Source organism: Metabacillus sp. 84 (genome assembly GCF_050107715.1).
In the GTDB taxonomy this organism is placed as follows: domain Bacteria; phylum Bacillota; class Bacilli; order Bacillales; family Bacillaceae; genus Metabacillus_B.
In genome coordinates this window covers 14,648-37,196 of sequence record NZ_JBNILN010000018.1, presented here as the reverse complement: position 1 = coordinate 37,196, position 22,549 = coordinate 14,648, and the positions used below count along the sequence as shown (strand labels likewise).

24 protein-coding genes, 1 tRNA gene, 1 pseudogene and 2 riboswitches are annotated in these 22,549 nt (G+C 43.8%); of the genes and pseudogenes, 16 read left to right on the top strand and 10 right to left on the bottom strand.

What is annotated here, in order from left to right; genetic code table 11:
* Positions 1-14 precede the first annotated feature (14 nt).
* A complete protein-coding gene (gene hpaI / locus ACQCV8_RS19115) occupies positions 15-941 on the bottom strand; it encodes a 2,4-dihydroxyhept-2-ene-1,7-dioic acid aldolase (protein WP_426847055.1) in 927 nt (308 codons plus the stop codon).
* Between the two features lie 158 nt (positions 942-1,099).
* Here hpaI and ACQCV8_RS19110 point away from each other — a divergent pair, with 158 nt between their 5' ends.
* Complete coding sequence (locus tag ACQCV8_RS19110; RefSeq protein ID WP_426847054.1) at positions 1,100-1,270, top strand: LysR family transcriptional regulator; 171 nt, start codon at positions 1,100-1,102, stop codon at positions 1,268-1,270.
* Positions 1,261-2,025: a LysR substrate-binding domain-containing protein gene (locus ACQCV8_RS19105; RefSeq protein ID WP_426847053.1), complete on the top strand. Its 765-nt coding sequence runs from the start codon at positions 1,261-1,263 to the stop codon at positions 2,023-2,025. The genes ACQCV8_RS19110 and ACQCV8_RS19105 overlap by 10 nt, the downstream gene beginning before the upstream one ends.
* 110 nt (positions 2,026-2,135) lie before the next feature.
* On the opposite strand, the gene ACQCV8_RS19100 is transcribed toward ACQCV8_RS19105, so the two are convergent.
* Positions 2,136-3,008: a GNAT family N-acetyltransferase gene (locus ACQCV8_RS19100; RefSeq protein WP_426847067.1), complete on the bottom strand. Its 873-nt coding sequence runs from the start codon at positions 3,006-3,008 to the stop codon at positions 2,136-2,138.
* A gap of 274 nt (positions 3,009-3,282) precedes the next feature.
* Positions 3,283-3,388: riboswitch (SAM riboswitch) on the top strand.
* Positions 3,389-3,468: 80 nt separating this feature from the next.
* Between ACQCV8_RS19100 and ACQCV8_RS19095 the strand changes: the two genes are divergently transcribed.
* Positions 3,469-5,823 (top strand): M14 family zinc carboxypeptidase, encoded by a 2,355-nt coding sequence (locus tag ACQCV8_RS19095; RefSeq protein ID WP_426847052.1) that lies wholly within the window; start codon positions 3,469-3,471, stop codon positions 5,821-5,823.
* Positions 5,824-6,290: 467 nt separating this feature from the next.
* Here ACQCV8_RS19095 and ACQCV8_RS19090 read toward each other — a convergent pair whose 3' ends face one another.
* Both ACQCV8_RS19090 and ACQCV8_RS19085 read right to left on the bottom strand, forming a co-directional pair.
* The gene (locus ACQCV8_RS19090; protein ID WP_426847051.1) at positions 6,291-6,731 is read right to left on the bottom strand and encodes a hypothetical protein; all 441 of its coding nucleotides are present in this window, start codon (positions 6,729-6,731) and stop codon (positions 6,291-6,293) included.
* Between the two features lie 237 nt (positions 6,732-6,968).
* A tRNA-Val gene (locus ACQCV8_RS19085) sits at positions 6,969-7,041 on the bottom strand.
* 144 nt (positions 7,042-7,185) lie between these two features.
* On the opposite strand from ACQCV8_RS19085, the gene ACQCV8_RS19080 reads away from it, so the two are divergent.
* The 6 genes from ACQCV8_RS19080 to ACQCV8_RS19055 all read left to right on the top strand — a co-directional run bounded on the left by ACQCV8_RS19080 (position 7,186) and on the right by ACQCV8_RS19055 (position 10,776).
* The gene (locus ACQCV8_RS19080; protein ID WP_426847050.1) at positions 7,186-7,821 is read left to right on the top strand and encodes a DsbA family oxidoreductase; all 636 of its coding nucleotides are present in this window, start codon (positions 7,186-7,188) and stop codon (positions 7,819-7,821) included.
* A gap of 23 nt (positions 7,822-7,844) precedes the next feature.
* Positions 7,845-8,384, top strand: coding sequence for a hypothetical protein (locus ACQCV8_RS19075; protein WP_426847049.1), 540 nt, complete (start codon positions 7,845-7,847; stop codon positions 8,382-8,384).
* Positions 8,385-8,592: 208 nt separating this feature from the next.
* A complete protein-coding gene (locus ACQCV8_RS19070) occupies positions 8,593-9,813 on the top strand; it encodes an MFS transporter (RefSeq protein ID WP_426847048.1) in 1,221 nt (406 codons plus the stop codon).
* 120 nt (positions 9,814-9,933) lie between these two features.
* Positions 9,934-10,143 (top strand): hypothetical protein, encoded by a 210-nt coding sequence (locus ACQCV8_RS19065; RefSeq protein WP_426847047.1) that lies wholly within the window; start codon positions 9,934-9,936, stop codon positions 10,141-10,143.
* Positions 10,144-10,283: 140 nt separating this feature from the next.
* Positions 10,284-10,514, top strand: a complete 231-nt coding sequence (locus tag ACQCV8_RS19060; protein WP_426847046.1) for a hypothetical protein — start codon at positions 10,284-10,286, stop codon at positions 10,512-10,514.
* 40 nt (positions 10,515-10,554) lie between these two features.
* A complete protein-coding gene (locus ACQCV8_RS19055; RefSeq protein WP_426847045.1) occupies positions 10,555-10,776 on the top strand; it encodes a DUF3953 domain-containing protein in 222 nt (73 codons plus the stop codon).
* A gap of 99 nt (positions 10,777-10,875) precedes the next feature.
* Here the strand turns inward: ACQCV8_RS19055 and metC are convergent, their stop codons facing one another.
* On the bottom strand, positions 10,876-12,042 hold the full coding sequence (metC, locus tag ACQCV8_RS19050) for a cystathionine beta-lyase (protein WP_426847066.1): 1,167 nt from the start codon (positions 12,040-12,042) through the stop codon (positions 10,876-10,878).
* Positions 12,043-12,049: 7 nt separating this feature from the next.
* A complete protein-coding gene (locus tag ACQCV8_RS19045; protein WP_426847044.1) occupies positions 12,050-13,174 on the bottom strand; it encodes a methionine biosynthesis PLP-dependent protein in 1,125 nt (374 codons plus the stop codon).
* 86 nt (positions 13,175-13,260) lie between these two features.
* Positions 13,261-13,382, bottom strand: a riboswitch (SAM riboswitch).
* 186 nt (positions 13,383-13,568) lie between these two features.
* Here ACQCV8_RS19045 and ACQCV8_RS19040 point away from each other — a divergent pair.
* From ACQCV8_RS19040 to ACQCV8_RS19025, 4 genes are all read left to right on the top strand, one after another.
* Complete coding sequence (locus tag ACQCV8_RS19040) at positions 13,569-14,291, top strand: esterase family protein (RefSeq protein ID WP_426847043.1); 723 nt, start codon at positions 13,569-13,571, stop codon at positions 14,289-14,291.
* 30 nt (positions 14,292-14,321) lie between these two features.
* Positions 14,322-14,840 carry a YjcG family protein gene (locus ACQCV8_RS19035; protein WP_426847042.1) on the top strand — a complete coding sequence of 173 codons (519 nt, stop codon included), beginning with the start codon at positions 14,322-14,324 and terminating at the stop codon, positions 14,838-14,840.
* A complete protein-coding gene (locus ACQCV8_RS19030; RefSeq protein ID WP_426847041.1) occupies positions 14,840-15,262 on the top strand; it encodes a GNAT family N-acetyltransferase in 423 nt (140 codons plus the stop codon). The genes ACQCV8_RS19035 and ACQCV8_RS19030 overlap by 1 nt, the downstream gene beginning before the upstream one ends.
* A gap of 78 nt (positions 15,263-15,340) precedes the next feature.
* On the top strand, positions 15,341-16,015 hold the full coding sequence (locus ACQCV8_RS19025) for a DUF421 domain-containing protein (protein WP_426847040.1): 675 nt from the start codon (positions 15,341-15,343) through the stop codon (positions 16,013-16,015).
* 134 nt (positions 16,016-16,149) lie between these two features.
* Here ACQCV8_RS19025 and ACQCV8_RS19020 read toward each other — a convergent pair whose 3' ends face one another.
* On the bottom strand, positions 16,150-16,398 hold the full coding sequence (locus ACQCV8_RS19020; protein WP_426847039.1) for a hypothetical protein: 249 nt from the start codon (positions 16,396-16,398) through the stop codon (positions 16,150-16,152).
* Between the two features lie 152 nt (positions 16,399-16,550).
* On the opposite strand from ACQCV8_RS19020, the gene ACQCV8_RS19015 reads away from it, so the two are divergent.
* Positions 16,551-18,806 carry an ATP-dependent helicase gene (locus ACQCV8_RS19015; RefSeq protein WP_426847038.1) on the top strand — a complete coding sequence of 752 codons (2,256 nt, stop codon included), beginning with the start codon at positions 16,551-16,553 and terminating at the stop codon, positions 18,804-18,806.
* Between the two features lie 195 nt (positions 18,807-19,001).
* On the opposite strand, the gene ACQCV8_RS19010 is transcribed toward ACQCV8_RS19015, so the two are convergent.
* Complete coding sequence (locus tag ACQCV8_RS19010) at positions 19,002-19,286, bottom strand: hypothetical protein (protein WP_426847037.1); 285 nt, start codon at positions 19,284-19,286, stop codon at positions 19,002-19,004.
* 153 nt (positions 19,287-19,439) lie between these two features.
* Between ACQCV8_RS19010 and ACQCV8_RS19005 the strand changes: the two genes are divergently transcribed.
* Positions 19,440-19,625 (top strand): hypothetical protein, encoded by a 186-nt coding sequence (locus ACQCV8_RS19005; protein ID WP_426847036.1) that lies wholly within the window; start codon positions 19,440-19,442, stop codon positions 19,623-19,625.
* A gap of 246 nt (positions 19,626-19,871) precedes the next feature.
* On the opposite strand, the gene ACQCV8_RS19000 is transcribed toward ACQCV8_RS19005, so the two are convergent.
* The gene (locus ACQCV8_RS19000) at positions 19,872-20,408 is read right to left on the bottom strand and encodes a GNAT family N-acetyltransferase (RefSeq protein WP_426847035.1); all 537 of its coding nucleotides are present in this window, start codon (positions 20,406-20,408) and stop codon (positions 19,872-19,874) included.
* A 245-nt stretch (positions 20,409-20,653) separates the two neighbouring features.
* Between ACQCV8_RS19000 and ACQCV8_RS18995 the strand changes: the two are divergent.
* Positions 20,654-21,660: pseudogene (locus tag ACQCV8_RS18995) on the top strand (IS1595 family transposase).
* Between the two features lie 35 nt (positions 21,661-21,695).
* Here ACQCV8_RS18995 and ACQCV8_RS18990 read toward each other — a convergent pair.
* A complete protein-coding gene (locus ACQCV8_RS18990; protein ID WP_426847034.1) occupies positions 21,696-22,247 on the bottom strand; it encodes a cysteine hydrolase family protein in 552 nt (183 codons plus the stop codon).
* Positions 22,248-22,549: the final 302 nt, after the last annotated feature.

Sequence of the window (22,549 nt, the reverse complement as noted above, 5' to 3'; positions counted from 1 at the left end):
TTTCCCTCCTTTCTCTACTGAGCTTTTGCCCCTTCAGGCAGGTCAACGTATTTTTTAAGAACACTGCGAATTTCATCCTGAAGCTCCTGTGACGGCAAATCCATCGGAAGGCGGAGAACCGGCGTAATTTTATCCATCATTCCAAGCGCTGCCTTGAGCGGTGCCGGATTGGTATCTTTGAATAAAACATCGTTCAGCGGCATTAGCTCATAATGGAGGCTTAAAGCGCGGTTCAAATCCCCTTCACTCCAGGCATTATACACTTCAGCCACTTTTCGCGGCTCAATGTTGGCCGTAGCACTAATGTAACCCGCCCCGCCAATAGCGAGCATCGGGTAGCAAAGAAGCTCGATGCCTGAATAAAGCAGAAAATCTCTTCCGCATTCAAGCAGCACCCGGTTCACATGCTCAAAATCCTTGTTGGATTCTTTTACACCGATGATGCCCGGAACTTCTTTCGCTAAACGGGCCAGCGTTTTCACTTCCAGGTTTACAGCTGTTCGGCCAGGAATGTTGTAAATGATGATGGGAATCTCAACGGACTCTGCCACTGCTTTGAAATGTTTATAAAGGGCATGCTGGGAGGGCTTATTATAATAAGGAACAATAACCATCGCTGCATCCGCCCCAAGTTCCTGTGCTTTTTTCGTTAAATAAAGGGTTTCTTCATGATTGACGGATCCGGTCCCGGGCACAAACGGAACACGGCCGTTTACTGCTTCTGCTGCAGCTCCCATTACCCGGACCCTTTCCTCAGCCGTCAGGGAGCTTGGTTCGCCCGTTGTCCCTGTAACCGAAATCCCGTGGCTCCCGCTCTCAATATGCCAATGGATTAAATCCTTAAGCGCTGTAAGATCAATCGACCCATCCTTATGGAATGGGGTAATAACAGGAGCGATTGAACCTCGTAATCTCTTTTTAATCTCCTCATATCCAGTCAAAGCACTCTCTCCTTTTTGTATGATCGATCAGCCGGACCCATAAATTTTCACTTTATATGGAAACGCTTACAATTCTACTCTATCATGTGCTACGATATAGAAAAAATACCGAAATTCCAGCAATCCTATACAAAAAAAGTATGGAAGGGATGAGGAGATTGGACGTTAAGCAGCTTCGTTATTTTTGCACCATTGCCGAAGAAGGCCAGGTCACCCGCGCTGCCAAGAAACTGCACATGGCCCAGCCTCCGTTAAGCTATCAGCTTAAAACCCTTGAAGAAGAGCTTGGCGTTCTGCTGCTGGAACGAAACGGCAAAAAATGGAGCTGACAGATGCCGGCTCCATCCTCTATGACCGCGCCCAATCGCTGCTGCTTCAAATGGATGCTGCTGTTTCTGAAGTGAAGGAAGCGGGCGCCGGTCTGACCGGACTGCTTTCCATCGGGTGCGTTAAAACATGTTTTTCCTTCATTCCTGAACGAATCCGCTCTTTTCGCACGCATTTTCCAAATGTTTCTTTCCGCCTTCACGAAGGAGATTCCTTCAGGCTGGCAGAGGATCTACGCAGCCGGACCATCGAATTAGCCCTGGTCCGCCTGCCGCTTGACCTGGACGATTTTGACTTTCTCCCTCTTTCCAAAGATCCCTTCGTTGCCATTGTTCCCGGGCATTGGAAAATGAACGGAACCGCTGCTATGGAAGACCTGGCAGGACTCCCGCTTATGCTCCTCCACCGTGTTAGCGGAATTGGTTTATATGAGCTGGTCCTGAACAAATTTCAGCAGCTCGGGCTGGAACCCCGAATTGTCTGCCAATGTCCTGATGCTGCCATGCTATTATCGCTTGTCCGTGAAGGTGTCGGTGCGGCCATTCTGCCAGAATCCACCCTTCACTCCTTTCCGGACAGCGGCTTAAAGGCGGTCTCGATAAGCAACGGGGAAATCCGGTCGGATTGTGCACTGATCTGGCTGAAGAATCGGTCTTTATCGAAGAAAGCGTTACGGTTCCGTGAAACATTTTTGGGGAGCGGGGATGATAAGCAGGCAGTGCGGACCACCACCACATCAAAGGGTGACAGCTTCTGACCCCTGTAATCAGGGATCAGAGACGTCAGGTTCAGCGGTTTCAACTCCATCAGGGGAGTTATTTCAAAGCCGGTACTGGCCACTCCGCCCTTAAGCGCATAGGGCTTGGTTTATCGTCCTGAATTCACAGTTCTTTCATATGCTTCGAACAGAGCCTGAACCGAAATCCCGTTAATTTTCATATCAGACACATCACACTGGTCAATCTCTGCACCTTTTAAGCTGCAGCCTGCCATCCGGACCCCTGCTAAATCACACCTTTCAAATGTCAGCGGTGTCTCGTTCCCATCAAGGCTCGTATCTTTAAACTGGACTCCGCCCATCGTAACGTGATCGAACCGGCTGCCTGAGAGATTCAAATCCGCCAGCAGGCTGCTTCTGAAATTTATATTTTGGAATTTTGTACCACTCATGTTGCAATTGCTGAAATGAGTATTCATAACGTTGCTGTTGCCAATTGAACTGCTCGCTAAATCCACCTTATAATACTTGCTTCCAGCCATTCTGCAATCTTCATAATGCTTGCCGGACAAGTCCTGATTACGGACTCTTACTGAAGGATCTTCAGAGTCCATTCGCTTTTCATAGCAAAACTCGTCTTCCGATTCATATACTTTCTGAAACCCTGCTTTTTCATAAAAATAATGATTATTCAGCTGTCTGCTCGATGTTTCCAGCTCCCATGAAGTGACCTGTGGAAACTCCTTTTCCAATAGTTGAAGGGCCTTTGAACCGATGCCTTTCCCCTGTAAGGAAGGGCTTACAAAAATACGGTCAATTCTGCCATAGATGTTCCCGGAGATGGTTAAGATAAGCCCGCCGGCAATTTTATCCTGATGAAGTATTTTATAATACGAGAGTTCCTGAATGCTATACTCCGTCATGTGAATCGATCGGTAACCCGGTGGCTGGATATTGAAATCTCTGAAAGGGTCACTGTCCGCAAGCCATCTTCGGGCCTCCGCGTCAAAGGTCTCCTTCATCAGGCTGGTTAGAATCTCTGAATCTGCTAAAGCTGCTTTTTCAATCGATACTTCGCTCAAGATCATGCTCTCCTTTTTTGGCTTTTTTCGAATGACTATTCTGCTGCCCGTATGAATTCGCGACAGAGGAAAACAAATCTTCTGACTGCTGCCCTCTTACGGGCATATTTCCTATTTTACCATTTCCTTGTAAACCATAAGGACCATTTTGGCCTAAATGTATTGACCCTTTCCTAGAAACCTTTATAATTCGAACTAATTCAATATGAACACTCTTTTATCAAGAGCAGGCGGAGGGACAAGCCCTATGAAGCCCGGCAACCGGTTGATGATCGTCAACACGGTGCTAATTCTTGCAGCATTCAGCTGACAGATAAGAGAGAGGATTCCTTTGTGTGCAAAGCCTCTTTCTTTTCTGGAAAGGGGCTTTTTATGTTGAAAAAAGTTTAGGAGGACAGAAATGATCAAAAAACCTTTTTTATCATTATTGCTAAGTGTGAGTTTGATTGGAAGCCTGCTGCCTTCAGCGGCATTGGCTGAGGAGGCAGAAAGAAAACACAGCCTTTTCAATTCAGAGAAATACGACTACACAACGTATGACGCTCTCGAAGGGAAATTAAAGGCTTTCCAAAAACAAAGCAGCCGCATCCAATTGGACATTACAGGGAAATCTTCTTCCGGGAAAAACCTCTACACCGTTACCATTTCAGATACTAAATCGAAGCATGGTCAGCTGAAATATAAAGGATTACGGAAACTGATGAATGAGAATCCCGAGAAAGCACAGCGCTACCTGAAAGCGAACCCGGATATCAAGCCTCCTATTCTGATCCATGCCTCGATCCATGGAACTGAATTTGTCGGTACAGATGCAGCCCTCCGCTTGATTAAACGATTCGGATTTAAAAATGACCGGGAAACAAAAGACATCCTGAAGAACTTTACACTCGTTATCAATGTCGATGCCAATCCGGATGGGCGGGTGGACGCTACCCGTTTTAATGGAAACGGAATTGATTTAAACCGGGATTTCATTACCCAATCCCAGCCCGAAACGAAGGCAGTGGTCAAGCAAATTGCGGAGCTTAACCCCCTCGTTCTTCTGGACCTTCACGGCTACGTAAGACAGCGCGGTGAAGAAAAGCACCCCGGACTGATTCTTCCGGGTACACCGCCTCATAATCCGAATTATGAATATGATTTGCTTTATAAATGGATGAATCAGCAGGCTGAAGCGATGGAATCCAACCTAGTCAGAAGCAAAGCCGGGTATAAAACGGACCTATACAAAACAATGGAGGGAACTCATATTCCACTTAGAGATTCAAAATCAGGCTGGGATGTGTATCCGCCCATTTATACTCCGGCCTATGCCATGCTCCATGGCGGTCTCGGCTATACACTGGAAGCACCGGCAAATGACTGGGACGGTGTGAAATGGCAGGTTGATGCCGTAACCGGTGCTTTACAATTTGCTTTGAAAAATAAGCAGGCGATGCTCCATGACCAGCTGGAAGTTTTTGACCGCGGGGTTAAAGGGGAACACCCAAACAATGAAAAAGGCTTCTATCCTGAAAGCTACATTATCCCGGAAAATAAAACGGACAACACCGCTGTTCTAAAGGCTGTGCAGCATCTAATGAAGAACGATGTGGAAGTTGAGCAGGCTGTAAAACCGTTTCGTGCAAAGGGCAAGCGCTACGAAAAAGGAACCTACATTGTTGATCTTAACCAGGCAAAGGCCGGTCTTGCCAACGCTTTCCTATGGGAAGGAGAGGACATCACTGACGATATTGATGCAATGTATGATATCGCAGCCTGGAACCTGTCTGAGCTTTGGGGCTTTGATGCGATTAAAAGTGAAGAGGAATTATCTGTTCAAACACAGGAAGTGAGTGAAAAAAGTGCACGCGGAAAATTGATTGGCAGTGGTCCCTACTTTATTCCGAATACATCTGTTCATCCAGTCCATCTAGTCAATTCACTCATAAAACAAGGAATTGCTGTTAATAAAGATCCCGATGGGAATTTTTACGCGGACGGAAAAGGAAAAGTTCTCAGGAAGGCTGTACGGAATTCCGGATTAACCTTACGCTCAAAACCAGTTCCTGAAGATGCAGAGCCGGTAAAAGAACATAAAGTTGCCATTTTAAAAGATGGCGGAATCGGAAAGGCTCAATCCCATTCAGGTACAAAACTTGCTCTGGAACGTCTCGGGTTCCATGTAACGGAAATTCATCCCAGGGACGCAGCCAAGCAAGGATTGAACGACTTTGACACCTTTATATACAGCGGAAGCAGCAGCCTTACTTCCTTTAATTTAAGCGAAGCAAATAAAGAATTCGGGTTATCAAGTGAAGAGGAGCTGAAAAAATTCAATAAAGAAATCAAGCAATTTGTGGAGCAAGGCGGTCATTTTATTGCGATTGGAGCAGGAGGGGCAGAGGCTGCCAAATCCGCAGGGCTGACAGCAGTGGAAATCAACAAAGGCTTCTCCAGCAGCAATGGAATTGTGAAAGTGGATTATCATTCAACGCCTCTCTCAGCTGGCTACAGCAAGAATGATGAGGGCTTCGTATATGGGCCAGTTTGGTTTTCCAGCACTGAAAATACAACCATTGCCGCCTCCTTTGCCAATGAAGACAGCTTTTTCACGGCCGGCCACTGGAAAGACCGTTCAGCAGCTAAAGGTCAGCCGGTTATTGTGCACGAAAAAGATAAGCAGGTCACTCTAATAGGAATAGAAGCTGGCTTTAGAAACCATACAGATTATTTGTTCAGACTCATCTCAAATGCCGTCTTTCATAATCAATAGGAAAAAGAGCATCGGTTCCGATGCTCTTTTTCGTTTCTGAGGAGAAAATAAGGCCGGGCTTTCCTGGCCGCCGCGAAATTTGACGAATAGTCGATATGTGGTTAAGTACGGTCGATTTAATAAAATTTCGGCCGATAAAAAATAATTTCGGCCGATATCGGCCGAAATTAGGTCGATAAAATACAATCTCGGTCGATATGATTCAATTGCCCCCTTGGCCAGCCAAAAAGCCAACTGAAACCATGTAATTGCTCAACTCAGGACCATTACGGGTGGCTTGCACACCCAAAGCGGCTTCCAGGCAACAAAACTTGCTTAAAATAATGACTAAAAAGACCGAAAATATTCTCTCCCAATCCGCTCAATCATCCTGCTCATTTTGCATCTACATCCAAGATTACTTTTCTCTTTCATTTCCATTTAATAGAACAAGAGACTGGAGTTCACTCCAGTCTCTTCCCGTTCATTTATTTAGGTCCGCCCGTATCATTCGTGATCATTTCATACTCGCCGATTTTATTTTGATAGTGGCTGTCTGAGTACACTTCAATCTCATGCTTTACCTGAAGCGTCGCCCCTGCCATTCTGAAAGACTTATGATCCTTTAAGTAAACGACTTTGTATTCACCTAAGACGACCATATTGACGAGACCGGCTAAATAGTTGCTCACGCTGGCTGTAGGAACACTCAAAGCAAATCCAAGCGTTTGAATGACTGCGCCCGCTGAGTATTTTTCAAACTTCGTACTTCTTCTCTCAATCCCGGCATCCACCCATTCATCTGAATAAACACCTTTAACCGCCGGCTGAACAGGCTTTTGGACTTCATTTGCACTTGCGGACCAAGGAAGAGCCAATCCTGAAAGCAACATCCCGGAAGCAATAAATGCTGTAAATTTGTTTTTCATGTTGTTCCTCCTTTAGTATCGTAGGTACACACTGAATACTACTCCACTTTTTTACAAAAATAAACGAAATTTGCCTATTTATTTAAAATTGAGAAAATAGCAGGGTTTTGTCTACTTATTGAACGCTTATTACGGTGAAGATCTTCGTATACTTTGATTTTTCAATAGATGGATTGGCCGAATTAAGTTTAGCTGCATAAAAAAAGAGCTGCCACAAAAGGCAACTCTTTCAACGTATGATTCCTACTGGGTTCGAACCAGCGACCTCTACCCTGTCAAGGTAGCGCTCTCCCAGCTGAGCTAAGGAATCGCAATATGTAATGACAGCCTCTTTCAGCTGACTTTCTCTATTATATTTCCACTCCGTTTGTCTGTCAACAAGTTATTCATTTAAATCGTGTTTCTTCGCTGCTTTTGCTACAATAGGTCTATCAATTGGGAGGAGGAATCAATAATGACGGTTAAAATTCAGGTGTTTTCTGATTTTGTATGCCCTTTCTGTTTTATAGGCGATACCCCGCTCAAGCAGGCTGTGGAGGGAAAGGATGCAGAAGTGGAGTTTATGCCTTTTGAGCTCCGTCCATATCCAATGGAAGCGATGTCTCCAAAAAGCGATTACATTCAGCAGGCTTATCAGCAGTCGGTACAGCCTCTAGCTAAGCGCTTTGGTGTTGAGATGGAGCTGCCGATGGAGCTGGACCCGGTTCCGCATACACATCTTGCCCATCAAGGCTACCAGTTTGCCAAGGAGCACGGAGAGGGACTCGCTTATGTAGATGCAGTATATAAGGCCTATTGGCAGGAAGGCTTAAATATTGGAGATATGAATATTCTGACCGGGATCGCTCGTGAGCTTGGGTTAAACGAGGCAGCATTTCAGGATGCAATTACAGGCGGGACGTATGTTCAAGACCACAAGGAAGCGCTGAATCATGCGCGATCAGCTGAGATCCAAGCGGTACCTACTTTCATTATCGGAAATCAAAGGCTTCAGGGACTTCATTCTAAGGAAGCGATCGAACAGGCTATCGAAGAACAGGCTGGCGGCGCAGCGAATCCAGGGAATGCCTGCGGACCAGAAGGCTGCTGAAATAAAGAGGGAGTGAATCAATCATGGCAAAGACGGAAGCCTTTACGGATGCCATTTATGATGCGATCGAACAGGTTCACGGACTGGATGACGGAAAGCAATGGACTTTAGATCGCGCAGGGAAGCTTGGCATAAAAGAGCACATACAGGAAATGAAAAAACATTACGAATCAAGCTACCGTGAGTTTGAAACATGGCTTACAGAGCTGCTTCAACAGAAAAAGCCTCCGGCTGAAATCGAGGCAATGCACTTTGCATTGTATGAGACAGACGATACAATAAGCTTTTACATAACGGGTGCAGAGGAATGGGATGAAGAAGGCGACTGGGCTTTTTCAAAGGATTACGCCCCGTTATCTGTGGAACAATATCTCCCGGTATTTGCACCGATTTATCAGATTTTAGAGGATCATTTGCCTGCCGGCTTATTCCTTGGCACAGTTTTGGTGATTAGTTATGTGAAGGAATATGTTAAGCTCAATGCCGGTCTATTTCCGGATGGAGTCATATTGGCTGCAGGATTTGATGGCGGAGACGTCATCGACTTTATGGAACTCTCATAGAATGAAACGGACTTCTTTGCGGAGGTCCTTTTCTTTTTAATGCATGCCTGTGGCCTCCTGAATTCTGGGTGATTAAGAACAGGAGAAAGAGCTGATGGATCCCATCGGCTCTTTCTCCCTTTTTCTTTCCTTAAAATTTCACAATTTCCCTTGCCTCCACAGGTCTCTTGGTATAAAGTGGATAAAATATCGATTTAGGGGGATTCTGATGAACAGAAAAGCAGCCATTCTCTTAAGCTCCACCGGAATCTCTAATCTTGGTGACTGGATTTATTTTATTCCTTTAAATTTGCTGGTCTATCAAATGACCGATTCGGCTGCAGCGGTTGCCGGGCTGTACATCATTCGTCCGCTAGCCGGCATGATGACCTCGTTTTGGGCTGGAAGCCTGATAGACCGCTATTCTCAAAGAAATCTGATGATCGGACTTGACTTTGCCAGGGCGATTCTGGTCCTGCTTCTTTTAACCACGCCTTCCCTTCCGGTTATTTATGCGCTCGTATTTGTGATTTGTATGGCGGATGCGTTTTATGATCCGGCAGCGTCTGCTTACGCGGTTAAGCTGATCCCTTCTGAAAGCAGGCAAGTGTTTAACTCTTACAAAAGTCTTGCCTGGTCCGGTTCTTTCATATTGGGTCCGGCTCTTGCGGGACTGCTGTTTATGGCTGGAAAGCCGGAGCTTGCCTTTGCTGCGAACGCTTTATCGTTTTCCCTATCGGGTTTGCTGCTTTTTTTCTTGCCAAGCTTGGAAATGAAGGCACATCCTCCAGGGAAAAATTTCTCGTTAGCTGTTTTGGCCAGTGACTGGAGAATGGTGATGAGGTATATGAAATCAGCGCGCAGTGTGATGGCTGTTTATCTCCTGTACAGCGGACTCATGATGATGGCAGCCGCTCTCGACTCTCAGGAAGCCGTATTTTCTCAGGAAATATTAGGGCTTTCCGAAAGCGCCTATGGCATGCTTGTAAGCATCTCAGGTATAGGATTGCTTACGGGATCCGTTATCAATAGATTAGCTGTGAACAGATTGCAGCCATCAGCATTGATTGGCTGGGGTGGCATGCTGATTGCGGGAGGCTATTTCATCTACTCCCTTTCCTCCTCCTTTTTATGGGCTGCCGCAGGTTTTTTCATTCTTGCTTTTTCTATGGCTTTTGCAAACACCGGAATCTGGACATTTTATCAAAACCACGTGCCATCGGACATAATGGGACGAGTGGGGAGTGCACTTGGATTGTTAATTTCCCTTTTTCAAATCGTTTGTGTTCTTGGGATCGGAATTTCCGGGGACTGGTTTCCGCTTAGGGCTGTGATCGTCTCGGGAGCCGCCGCAATGATTCTTCTTTCCATTCTTCTTCTGGCAGCAGTGATGAAGCCGCCCTCTGCGGCCACAAAAGCAATGTATGCTGCAGAAGAAGGGGCAAACTAAATTCAAATGGTTCCCTATTTCATTCAGACATACACCGTGTTATACTAAACCACTCAATGTTAAACAAACGGATGCAAAGAAAAATCTTCGCATTTCGAATAATTATAGAGGTGTATGCGAATGAACAAACGATGGACGATTGGCACAATCAGCGAATTTGTAAGGAAAAATTCTGAAAGCAAGCTTCTGACTGCGGAATATCATGGTTTCTCTCAAAAGCTGCTATTCCAATGTGCATGCGGCAGCCAATTTGAAAAAACCTTTACCAAATTCAAGAACAACAACCAGCGTAAGTGCGATGTATGCCAGCCCCCAAAAGCATCACGATAACGTGCAAACTTCACAAAGTGCCGATTTCTCATAAAAGAAACGGCACTTTTTTTGACTTCAAATCCTCTTCCAGCTAACGGATCTTTAAGCAGGAAAGCCCTCACATGCTATAATTTAGAAAAATATGGAGGGATAAAATCGTGTTCAGTATCCTTAAGTGGTTTTTCTTTGCTCTGACACTCCTGCTTGCTGCGTATAATCTTCTATCGCAGAATTTTGCTTTTCAAGGGATGATGATTTTCTCTTTGGGAGCCTTTCTCCTTACAAGGGCATTCGAAGACATCAATCAGGAGAAAAAAGTATTGGGGTATATCCAGCTCTGTGCTTCTGCCTTTATCATCCTTTCATCGTTTCAAGTGTATATCGGATAATTTCATCAAAAAAAGAAGGGATTGAACCGCTATATTAAAAATGTTCCAGGTGCTCCTGTCGCTCCTTATCCTGGTTCTAAGTGTATATATTTTCTTATCTGATGATTTTGCCCTTTTGGATCTTTCCATGCTCCTAATGGGTCTGCTTTTAATTGTGATGGGACTTAGAGAGTACAAAAGCAAAAGGATCCCAATGGCCGTTGTGCTTTTTGCCGTATCACTCTTTGTTTTTGGGGTGTTGGTCCAAGCCAGTTATTTTTGATCCTGAGCAGTTAGGGGATCGACTTTATGCCAATCCCCTCCCTCTCAAGCTATTGTTTTTACAGCAGACCCTTCTGAATTTGATGCTTAAAAACCTCACTTATAACCTTGCATACTGCAGCGGCTTCGTCTTTGGAAGCTGGTCAAGGGCTGCCTTAAAGTCCATGATTAAATCCTCTGCTTTTTCCAGGCCTACACTGACTCTCAGCAGGCCGTCTGTAATTCCTCTTGCATAGCGTTCTTCTCTGGGCATAGCCGCATGAGACATCTTAGCCGGGTAGGAGAGGATGGTTTCCACCGCTCCGAGACTCACTGCAAACACCGGGAGCTGCACATGATGAACGAGCTTTCTAACCGCGTCCTCATCCGATAACTTGAACGATAGCACCGCTCCCGGCCCTTCTGCCTGATAACGCTGCACCGACCAGCCCGGATGATAGGATAAGCCTGGATAATATACTTCCTCTACTGCAGGGTGCTTAGAAAGAAACGCAGCAAGCTTATGGGCGGATTCGGTTGACTGTTTTAGCCTGACATGAAGGGTTTTGAGCCCTCTTAGCACCAGCCAGGAATCCTGTGCACCTAAAATTGCCCCGAATGAATTCTGCAGCTTGTAAAGCTGATTTCCCAATTCTTCATCTTTGACTGCGGCAAGTCCGGCTACTACATCACTGTGCCCGGCTAAAAACTTTGTTGCGCTGTGAAGGACAACGTCTACCCCCAATTGAAGAGGACGCTGCAGTGCAGGGGTTAAAAACGTATTGTCCAGGAAAGTAAGACACCCATTCGCTTTTGCAAGTTTTACCATCCCTTGGATATCTGTAATTTTTAAAAGCGGATTAGAAGGGGTTTCCAAATAGATCACTTTTGTATTTGGACGGATTTTGGATGCAACGTTGTGAAGATCCGTCATGTCCACGAATGTATATTCAATGCCAAATCTGCTCAGGACCTCCGTTACCATCCGGTACGTGCCTCCGTATACATCTTCAGTCACCAGAACATGATCCCCTTTTGATAATAAAAGAAAGGCAGTCGAGATCGCACTCATTCCGGAGGAAAAAGCAAATCCTCTTGCACCGCCTTCCAAATCAGCAATTGCCCTCTCGAGCACTTCCCTTGTCGGGTTGCCTGAACGTGCATAATCATATTTCCCGAACTGATCAAAATCAGTCTGATGAAAAGTGGAGGACAGGTGAACGGGAACGCTGACTCCTCCCGTTTCCTTATCTGTTTTATGGCTGTTGTGCAGCAGCTTCGTTTGCATTGACCAATCAGTATTGCTCAATTTTTTCCGCCTCCTTAACAGCCTCGAATGCCTGCTTCAAATCCGCTTTGATATCTTCTGCGTGCTCTATTCCCACCGAGAAGCGCAGAAGCCGGTTACAGACACCGTTTGCCGTACGTATTTCTTCTGGTATATCCATATGCGTCTGGGTAGCCGGATACGTCATCAAACTTTCAACCCCGCCAAGACTCTCTGCAAACGTGATGATGTTCAAATTTTTCAAAAAGGGGTTGATCCACTCCTCTTTAGCGATTCGAAAGGAAAGCATGCCCCCTCTTCCCGGATAAAGGACATCCGTTACCTCTGGGCTTTCCTCTAAAAATTTCGCCACTTCTGCAGCATTGAGCTCGTGCTGCCTCATTCTTAATGCCAGCGTTTTCAACCCCCTGATCAGGAGCCAGGAATCAAAAGGGGATAAAACGGCTCCGATTGCATTATGGTGGGACGCAAGCTCCCTGCAGAGCTCTTCGCCTTTCGCTGCCACAATTCCGGCGAGCAGGTCGTTATGCCCTCCCAAGTACTTGGTTGCGCTGTGAATGACAATATCTGCTCCGCTTTTCAGCGGCTGCTGGATGACCGGTGTATAAAAAGTGTTATCGACAATCAGCAGCAGTCCATGCTTTTTTGCCATTTGTGCGACCGCTGCTATATCCGCTTCCTGCATAAGCGGATTCGTTGGCGTTTCTAGAAAAATCGCTTTTGTATTTGGGAGGATTCTCGCTTCAGTATGCTCCAGGTTTGTAAATGAATCATATTGAAACGTTAATCCATATTTGCGCCATTCCTGCTCAAAAAGCCGGTACGTTCCGCCATAGATGTCCGACGAAACGATTAAATCATCACCTGTTTTAAACAAAGCCATAATCGTCTGAATCGCCCCCATCCCGGAGCTGAAAGCAAAGCCCTGATCTGCTCCTTCAAGCTCCGCAACAGCATGCTCAGCGATTGCTCTCGTCGGGTTGCCCGTCCGTATGTAATCAAAGCCCGTCGACTCTCCAATTCCTGCATGGCGATAGGCTGTCGTTAAGTAAATCGGAGGATTGACGGCGCCTGTCGCCTGTTCACTGCGGTTGCCTATTTGAGCCAGGATCGTTTCTGTATGTTTTGTCATATTATCCCCTCATTTCTTTTAATAAAAGAATACAAAAAAGCCTTCTCCTGAAATAAGAAGAAGGCTTGTCGCTTAAACATTTCTTCCTCTTATCTCCCAAGCTCCGAGTTGCTTGCTGGATTTAGCACCTTGGTACGCAGTCACGTTCGCGTGTCTACCGGTTGCTGAGGTTTCGCAGGGCCAGTCCCTCCACCTCTCTGGATAAGAATAAATCGTCGGAAATATATGAATTTTTTATAACCTTACCGTATATCTATGATTTTTTCAAGCTTTTCATTCATTCTTTTCTGCTCTTTTGAAAACAGCATTTTTTCCAGAATCGTGATAAAATAAGTGGAAGCGAATTCAAAAGTGAATTTTTAGCTTGTATTACATTCATCTGGAGGACTTACAAGTGGAGAAGCAAACTGGAATCGTTAAAGAATCTTCTTTTTTTTCAGAGGCATTAGATGAAGAGCTGACAGTACTCACCTACCTGCCCAAAAGCTTTTCACCGCTCTATAAATACAGCGTCCTGATTGCCCAGGACGGTCAGGATTACTTCAGGCTTGGGCGGATTGCCCGCCAATATGAATCACTTCTGGAAACCGGAAACGCTGAAAATTTAATTATCGTGGGAATTCCTTATAAAAACGTTAAGGACCGGAGAGAGAAATACCATCCTGAAGGGGCGAAGTTTGCTGCCTACAAGCGTTTTCTCGCTCATGAACTGGTTCCCTTTCTGGACCGGGAATTTCCGACCTATCAGGTGGGTCAGGGCCGTGCCCTGATCGGTGATTCGCTTGCAGCTACGATCGGATTCATGACAGCTCTCGATTATCCGAGCATTTTTGGCAAAATCATTATGCAGTCTCCTTATGTTGATGCACAGGTGCTTGAGGCCGTTTCGTCCTTTACATCAGGACCGGAAATGACGATTTACCATCAGGTCGGCATAAGAGAAACTGAAGTAAAAACCACTGCCGGAGAGGTGCAGAATTTTATCGAACCGAATCGTGAATTGCAAAAAGCGATCGAAAAAAAAGGATTTCCTTACACATATGAAGAATTTGATGGAGACCACACATGGACTCATTGGCAGCCTTTGCTTCCTGATGCGCTGAAGGCCATGTTCTAATTTACTATTCAACTAATGGAGGGAACCTGAATGAAATACGGAATTGTCTTATTCCCGGCAAAAAAACTTCAAGATCTGGCGAATTCTTACCGAAAACGCTATGACCCTCATTATGCGCTCATTCCGCCGCATTTGACCCTGCGCACTCCGTTTGAAGCATCGGATGAGAATATAAAAGAAATTTCCAAAGAACTTCGGGCTATCGCTAAAAAATTCAGCCCTGTTCAGCTGGAAGTTCAAAAAATCAGCTCCTTTTCTCCCGTTAATAATGTTATTTACTTAAAAGCGGAACCGAATGACAATCTGATAGCCCTTCATAATGAGCTTTATACCGGTGCTTTGGAAGAGGAGCCCGAATATTCATTTGTTCCTCATATCACCATTGGCCAAAAACTATCGGATGCAGAAATGGCAGATGTACTTGGACAGCTTAAAATGCAGGAGAATCATCATATTGAAATGATTGACCGCTTCCATCTTCTTTATCAGCTTGAAAACGGAGCCTGGACGGTATACGAGACGTTTATCCTTGAAAAAGGAGATCTTTGATGCACGCTAAAGTCGTTCAGACAGAAAAAGAAATGCAGGATGCCTTTTCTATCCGCATGAAGGTATTTGTAGAAGAGCAAAAAGTGCCGGCAGAAGAAGAAGTAGACGAGCATGAGGAAGCAGCTGTTCATGTAGTGCTTTACGATGAAAGCCAGCCAGTCGGAACCGGAAGAATAAGGGAGTTGGATGGCTATGGGAAACTTGAGCGCATCTGCATCCTTCCCTCCCATCGCGGGAGAGGTGCCGGTAAAATAATCATGAAAGAGCTTGAAACCGTCGCAGCGCCTAATATTGAAAAATTTAAGCTGAATGCGCAGACCCAGGCGGTACCATTTTATGAAAGACTCGGCTATGAAATACGCTCAGGTACATTCATGGATGCCGGCATTCCACATGTAACGATGATTAAAAAACGTACATAACCGACAGCGGAAATCCGCTGCCGGTTTTTATTTGAGTGAAAGTCCGGTTAGCTGTGCAAGCTACTAAGGGTGATTGTCATGGATATGTTTAAAATAGCAGTTGAACTGGTTGTGGGATTTTTCGGATTGTTTGTCATGTCAAGGCTCCTTGGGAAAACACAGATCACACAAATTACTACCTTTGATTTTATTTCTGCTCTCGTCCTCGGGGAATTGGTGGGCAATGCCGTTTATGACGAAGATATCGGGATAGCAGATATCCTCTTTGCCATTGCCATTTGGGGAATTTTGATCTTCATAATAGAGTGGTTTACCCAAAAGTCCAACAAAGCCCGGATTCTCATGGAAGGAAGTCCAACCATTGTAATACGGAACGGAAACATATTGAAGGATCAGTTAAAGAAAGAGAAGCTTGACTTAAATCAGCTGCAGCATTTGATCCGGTCAAAAGGCACTTTTTCTATGAGAGAGATTGAATTTGCCATTCTTGAAACGGATGGCAGTGTAAGCATTTTAAAAAAACATCAATATGAAATGCCGGTCCGTTCGGACTTTTCCATGGATGGGACTGAGCCTGTTCTTCCTTACAGCCTGATATTGGATGGGTCTGTTCAGCGGGATAATTTAGCAGAAGCAGGCCTTACCGAAGAATGGCTTGCTACAGAATTATCTGTTCAGCACATTCACTCCTATAAGCATGTCCTTTATGCTGAATGGCGCAAAGGAGATGGGCTGTTTGTCCAAAAAAAATAAGACCTTATCCGGTCTATACAGACTGCTCCTGGCGCTCAGAGCAGTCTCCCCCTCATATGGCAATGATCAGGCGGTTCTGCTGCCGAAATATTAACCGGTCAGCATAACTGAAGCTTTTATTAACCTGAAGCTGTTTATATCCTGATATCAAATGAAAGTCCTTTTCCGGGTTCAGAAGGCAATGTCCGTTCAGAAGACCGTTTGGCGCGTTCAAATAATCTTGAAAACCGGTTTTCCTCAAACTTGCGTTCTTCCTCCATTTTATCGCGTTGAAGATGGATTTTTTGAACACGGTTAAGTGCAGCATAATCATTTTTTACAGGCACAGAGCGATTGGCATACTGTATGTACTGATCATTTTGAATAGGCGCGACCCAGCTCATTCTCCCACTCTCCTTTATATAAACATACCCCAATATTTTAATAAAAAACGCCTTCATTACCTTTTTCTTTTTTTAGCCATCTGTTAAGATGGTTGTTGTCTATTTTACATATAATATACGTGCCCTAAAGTGATTTTATGGGAGGAAACCAAATGTTTTTTGCGAAATTTTCTGATAGATTGATAGAACTCCCTTCGTATCCCAGAGAGGATTTTCAAAAGCTTTATAACTTAAGTAAAGCCGGTCTCCTGACATGCCCTGTTTGCGGACGTCCGGTTATCCTGCAGTTCAGGATCTCTTCTCCTCCTGAATTCATCCATACAGATCAATCCGGTTCAGAGGCCTGTGTAAACGCATATATTCCTTCGAAACCTCTAAAACCAGATCACCAGGAAACGTCATCTGGAGGGTTTCGGATGCCTAAGAACAAGCCGGTATCCGATTCAGATGCTTCCACGGTTTGGAGAAACCCTGATTTTCCAGGATTGATTGCTCCGTTCACTCAAAAGGAAGATCCGCTTATTACGCTTTTTGATGACGTTACGCTTAATCAGGCACAGCATGCAGCGGTCACTTCTGAAGCAGCCTCTACCCTCGTACTGGCAGGAGCCGGCAGCGGGAAGACCAGGGTTTTGACCTCAAGGGCTGCTTATTTAATCCAGGAGAAAGGAGCCGACCCGGCCTCTATTATGCTGATCACATTTACTGTGAAGGCCGCGAAGGAAATGAAAGAGCGGATGTCCTCGCTGTATGGTCTTTCGCCTCAGCAGGTGAACCGCATGGTGACAGGGACCTTCCATGGCATCTTTTACCGTATTCTTACTCACCACGACAGGAGCCGCTGGGATTCTAAACATCTTTTAAAGGAATGGCAGCGCGAGCAATACGTCAAGCAAGCCGGCCGAGAGCTGAAGCTTGATGAAACAGAGTTCCCTTTTGATCAGGCGCTTCAGCAGATAGGACTTTGGAAAAACTCCCGGCTTTCACCTGCTGACATTAAATGCGCAGACAAATGGGAGGAAAAAGCTTCCTTTCTATATAAAAGATATGAAGAGTTTAAAGAGGCCAATGGCCAGTTTGATTTTGATGATATGCTGCTGCAGTGCCTGCTGCTGCTGGAACACAACGATGAGATTCGTGAAATGTATCAAAAACGATTTGCTTCGATCCTCATTGATGAATTTCAGGACATCAATCAAGTCCAATATGAAATGATTCAACTATTATCAGAGCGCCGGCAATCCGTTTTTGCAGTAGGAGACGATGATCAGTCTATCTATGCATTCCGTGGAAGCAATCCCGCCTTTCTGCTTCAATTCACAAAAGATTTTCCGGGAGCGAAGGTTATTCACCTTGCTTCCAACTACAGGTCAAGCCATGAAATTGTCGCAACAGCCAACAAAATGATTGCTAAAAACCGAGAGCGCCACAAAAAGAGAATGGATGCCACCTTCACAAATGGAGTCAAACCGCTGTTCTTTTACCCTTATGATGAAGAGGAGGAAGCAACCCTCATCGTCAACGATCTGAAGGAGAAAATGCTCAATGGACGCAGACCTGAGGATTTTGCCATCCTCTACCGCACCCATACCGGCGGCCGGGCGATATTTGAGCGGCTGAGCGAGTCCAGCATTCCCTATGCAATTGACCAGGAAACCGGCTCTTTTTACGAGAGGAAAATGGTTCGGACCCCGCTGGCTTATTTAAGATTGGCGGTCAATCCGGATGATGGTCAAGCAATGAAAGACCTCGTCTTTGCCCTATTCCTGAAATCCCAGGTTTTGCAGGATGTAAAAGCATTATCCATAATGAATGATTGTACACTGCTTGAAGCTCTTGTTCATATCAAGGACATAAAGCCTTTCCAGCAAAAGAAAATCAAGGACATCCTTCCATATTTTCAGCGGATCCGTACAATGGCGCCACTTGATGCACTCCTAGTTATCGAGAAAAAAATGGGGCTTGCAGACACCATTAAAAAACGGGGCAATGAAGGGAACAAAATCGAGAAAGGTTCCGATGACCTTCAGGATTTAAAAGTTGCAGCCAAAAAGTTCAGCACGATAAAAGAACTGCTGGAGCATGCGGATCATATGACCGCCCTCTCTGCTGATCTTAAAAGAAATGGCCGAAATCAGGCGAACGGTGTCCGGTTAATGACGATTCACCGATCAAAAGGCCTTGAATTTCCATACGTCTATGTCCTCGGTGCAGTGGACGGCAGCATCCCTCACGATTTCTCTCTTGAGTCTGCACGTAACGGGGAATTTGCAGCATTTGAAGAAGAGCGCAGGCTGCTTTATGTGGCGATGACCCGCGCCCAATACGAGCTCTATTTATCTGCTCCTCAAACGCGGCGCGGAAAAAAAAGTGCCCCATCACGATTTTTTCAGGCAATTGAACAATAGGAAGCAGGGTGACCACCTGTCTTAGAAGAAACCCCCGCATTGCAGTTCATCATGCAAGGCAGGGGGTTTACTATTTTCAAAGCAAAATGGCGGCCGGCAGCGGAAACCGGGTATTTCATTGGTCCCTCACCAACCATCCTCTTTCATTCTTTTAGTCGTATCCCCCAAAAGTGATAAGAGCCACTCTCCTGACAATCATAGCGATAAATACAATAATAGCTGGGAAAAAAGGATATTTTCAGGGAGAAAAAAATTCATCATGCAAATACTTAATATCCCTGCACTAAAAATCACCACAATCCTGTATGCATAAGAAGTCATTTTTTCGAAGTGAATGCAGTCAACAAAGCGTAGGAAGGCAAAACGGCAGCAAGAATCAACCACTCCATAAATGGAAAGAACGAATGAAAAAGCAGCAGCATAATCAGAACGGCCAGTAGAACATTCTTCAATCTCCTTCCCCTTGAATAGTGATTTCATGAATAGAACCCCTCAATTTTCCCTCAATTCTATTAGCTGAATCCACCATCAGGATTGCCCGGTAAAATTTCAGGCTCGTCTGCCCGATAGGAAAAGCATTATTTCGGATTTTAGAAATACATATAGAACACAAGACGGAAAGGAGTTGTGAAGATGGATTTTTTATCTGTACTTTATAATATTTTATTTACTTTCTTTCAGGCTGGAGTTTGGGCCGCTGGTTTCTTTTATTTAGTGAATATCACTTTTCCAGACAAGCGGATTAAGGATGCTTCGAAGATCGCTCTCGCCGTAACTCTTGTTATTTATCTTTTATATGCCATCGCCAAACATATATAGCAGATGGAGAAGCCTGGGCAAAGTGTTCTCACTTTGCTCATTTTATTTGCCTTATTGCTTTTGGCTCTGTTATACGTTAATGTTGATATTTCATCCGAAATGAACTCATTTATGAATTTTTGTTGTTGGCGTCTTCTTCACCTAAAGCAACCGTTAGTTTAAGTATATTACTTCACAATCTTCTAACCGATTGATCCCTTATTTATGTATTAAAAGCTATCAACCTAGCATTTGTATCTTGGATTATTACAATAGCATACTTTTAAAATCACATTTAAGTAATGACATAACAATTTCATCTGAGTACGAATCATTATAGTATAAGGATTGACGTAAGACGCCTTCTTTTACAAACCCTGCCTTTTCATACGCTCTAATTCCACGCAAATTATGGCTAAATACTTCTAACTGTAAACGATTTAATTGGAGTTGTTCAAAAACAATTCTTAGAACAATGTTTATAGCTTCAGTACCATATCCTTTACCTGTTAATGAAATAGAAGCCATCGATATTCTGAATCCTGCTTTTTTGTTCTCCTCATCTATTTCTAAAATCGATAAATCCCCAATCATTTCGTCAGTACCTTTTAAACAAATAGCGAAATCATAGCGACTTGAATCATTATTAACATTTTCAATATGGTTCTTAATTTGATCCAGTGAAAAATTAGATTTCGTTCCAGTCATATAACGTATTTCTTTATCCATTGTGTTTTCTAATATCATAGGTGCATCTAACTCGCAAAGAGGCCTTAAATAAATTCTCTCACTCTCTATTCTCATTTTAATTTCCTCCTCAAATTGTTTTACATTTTTAATTCCCGCACTTTTTTTACCAGAGTACTACTTCAACTCCCTTCTAAGAATACCTGATTCTTTAGTTAAACTGCCCACTGGTTCAAAAGGAAAATCAACAACAACATTAACAGAGCCTTGCTTTTAAAAAAAGGCTGTTTTCACATAGATTGTTGCTATTTGACCATACTATAAATAGGCTGATATATTGCCATTTATGGAGGTGTTCGGATATGTGGAGACACGTTTATCGTAATATTAGTGACTCATCAAAATCAGAGCAATTAGCCCTATTTGAAGCAATGAAACAAGACTTGTTTCCAGAAGAACGGGAAGATATTGCGAAGATGCTCAAAGACATTCGTGAAACTCGTTTTTCTGGCGGTCTGGCGTGTCTTCACTGTGGTAGTCTATCAGTCAAGAAGAATGGTAAATATCGTGCAAGACAACGTTATCTTTGCAAGGATTGCGGTAAGACCTTTAACGATATGACAAATACTCCATTATCAGGATCTCGATACCCTCATAAGTGGCTCAAACACTTTGAAATGATGATTGAGGGTTATACTCTACCCAAAATTTCAGAAGCCTTGGAAATTCATATTTCTACGGCTTTTTATTGGCGACATAAAATTCTAAAAGCTATCCGTTCATTAGGAAATCAAACCTTAAAAGGGATTGTAGAGAGGGATGAAACATTTTTCTGGAAAGTGATAAAGGGAAAAAATCTATTACTCATAGAAAACCTAGTAAGCGTGGTGGTGTGGCTACGAAAAGAGGCATTTCAAAGGAGCAAATCTGCGTTCTCGTTGCTCAAGACCGAAATGGACAAGTTATTTCTCAAATGGCAGGAAAAGGGCGTATCAAATCGACGGATATAGACAAGGTGTTAGGTGTATATATCGACACCTCTGCTTTGCTATGTAGTGATACAGCTACAAACTACAAAAGGTTTGCTAAGGATAAGGGCTTACAACACGAAATGGTAAATATGAGAAAAGGAATTTATGTGAAGAAATCTATCTTTCATATCCAACACGTTAATGCTTATCACAAACGATTAAAGCAGTTTATGGAGAGATTTCAAGGTGTTGCAACAAATTATTTGGATAACTATTTATTTTGGTTCCGATACCTTGACCAAAGTAAAAAAGTTGCTCACAAAGAACGCAGACAACTTTTGTTTGGTGCTTGCCAAAAATCAAATTACATTACAGTGGATATGTTTAGAAGTGCATAAAATACTTTTTAAATCCGAAATACAAGATAGCCCTGTTATTTATGGAACAACTCTATTAATTTTGTTGAGTCCATAACGGCAATTCCACTATTATTTAGAAACATTAATGACTTCTCTCTTTTTATATCATTCGAACTTGCAACTGCATCTCTTACTACTGTTACAGTGAAATTCCTACGAATTGAGTCAAGTGCTGTTGAGGCTACACAACCCTCTGCAAATAAACCTACAATAACAATATGCTTAATCTCATTAGTCATTAAATATGAAACAAGTTCTGAATTACTCAATGCACTCCTTTTGTTTTTTGGAAAATATAAATTATTCACCATTAGCAATCTATCATCTAATTCAGCACCTTCACTTCCTTTTAATGCTGAATTTTTGGTTAAAAAATTCACAATAAACTGTTTAGGTTCATATTCATTACCTATATACACAACAGGGACACCTTGACTGTCAGCTTTTTCAACAATTCTATTAACTTTTTCCAACATTGGTTCGATTTGATGTTTTGCTACTGGCATCCGAGCTTCATCACCAATAAATCCCTTTTGAATATCAAGTACAAGTAAAGCTATACCCATCTCATAACCCCCCTATCGTTAAGAAAGTCTCTTAACTAATGTCAATTCTATTTTCTATATTTTAACATATGATATATTATATTTTCTTAACAAATCAAAAACACCTTACGAAAACAGCGTAAAAAAACGAACAGATAAAGGATGCTGACAGTTATTGCATGCTGCAGGCTGAAACCGCTCCCTGCTTATCGTAACAGTGGGTACCATATGTTCTGCTTCCCCGCGCAGGAGACCTGCCCCTGCTGCATCCGTCTGCTTCCCTCCTACCCTCGATGAGTCTGGTATTTGTTTCCCCTCACCCC